A 1,364-nucleotide genomic window follows, 5' to 3' on the forward strand; every position below is an offset into this window, starting at 1 on the left:
AGCGGTTCGCCCGGGCGTTGGCGCCGCTGCGGGAGGCGGAGGGCGCCGCGGGGACACCGCGTTCCCGGCGGGCGGCCAGCGCCCTGCCACGCGGCTGCCGGCTGTTGGAGGAGCTGGGGCTGGCCCGGGCCACCCCGGCCGCGGTGCTGAACCGCTGGGACACCACCGCCCGTGGCGGAGCACCAGCCGGGGACGGCGCGCCCGTTCCGCCGGTGGTCGCCCGGCTGGTGCCGGGAATCGGGCCGCACGGGACGGTCGAGACCGACCTGGCGGCCCTCGGCACGCACGCCTTCCTCACCGGCCCGACGGGCTCCGGCCGCACCGAGCTGCTGCGGGCCCTGGCCGCCTCACTCGCGGCGGGCGAGCGTCCGGACCGGCTCGGTCTGGTGCTGATCGACGGAGGGGGCGCCGTCCGGGACGGCGGCCTGCAGGCGACAGCCGAGCTGCCGCACGTCAAGTCCTCGCTCAGCACCGGCGATCCGGTGCTGATGCGGGAGTTCGCACAGTCCCTGAGCGCGGAGCTGAAGCGACGCGCCGAGCTGCTCGGAGACCTCACCTACGAGCAGCATCTGCGGGAGTTCGGCCCGGAACACCACCGGGTCGTGGCTCCCCGGGCGCCGGCCGAACGGCAGTCCTCGCGTGGCACGGCGACAGCCGAGGCCGCGGCGACCGGGCCGGGGTCCCCCAAGTCCCCGGAATCCCCCGGGTCCCCGGAGTTCGGAGGACACCGGAAGCACGGGCCGCTTCCTCGACTCGTCGTGCTGGTCGACGACTTCGACCGGTTGGTCGACCCGGCTCTGGGCGACCCGGGCCGGCCGGCCTCCGGATCGATCGTGCGGGCGCTGGAGTCCGTCGCGTCGGGAGGCGTGTCCGTCGGGGTGCATCTGATCGCCACCTCCAGCAGGCCGGAGCGCACCGCGCAGAGCAGAACCGATCACGAGGCGGGCATACGGATCGAGTTGACCGGCGTGGACGGCGAGGACGCGGCTCCCGGTCGCGGCAGCGTGCTGTTCCCGGACGGCTCGCGCGTGCCCTTCCAGGCCGGACGGGTCACCGGACGGATTCCCCGCACCTCGACCGTACGTCCCACGGTCGTGCCACTCGACTGGGCGCGGGCGGGCGATCCGCCGGCCCGGCGGCCGGTCCGGGAGCTGGGCAACGGTCCGACCGATCTCGCGCTGCTCGCCAGCGCGATGACACGAGCCGCGCGCTCGCTGGGCGCCCCGCGAGGCGAGCTCGGCGGCTCCGGAGCCGCGCCGCCCGAGGAGACTTCCGACAGGGCGACCGCCGGGCGGGAGGGGCCATCGGGCGGAGACGCGTCGAGCGACATGCGCAGACGTCGGGCGGGCGCCCGCGGAGAGTCC

General features: G+C 76.2%; 1 protein-coding gene. It reads left to right on the forward strand.

Going from position 1 to position 1,364, the window contains the following annotated elements; genetic code table 11:
• Window positions 1-1,364, forward strand: a 1,364-nt coding sequence (locus tag AN216_RS13635; RefSeq protein WP_275522306.1) for an FtsK/SpoIIIE domain-containing protein, incomplete at both ends; no start/stop codon positions are given.

The organism is Streptomyces oceani (genome assembly GCF_001751245.1).
Classification (GTDB): domain Bacteria; phylum Actinomycetota; class Actinomycetes; order Streptomycetales; family Streptomycetaceae; genus Streptomyces; species Streptomyces oceani.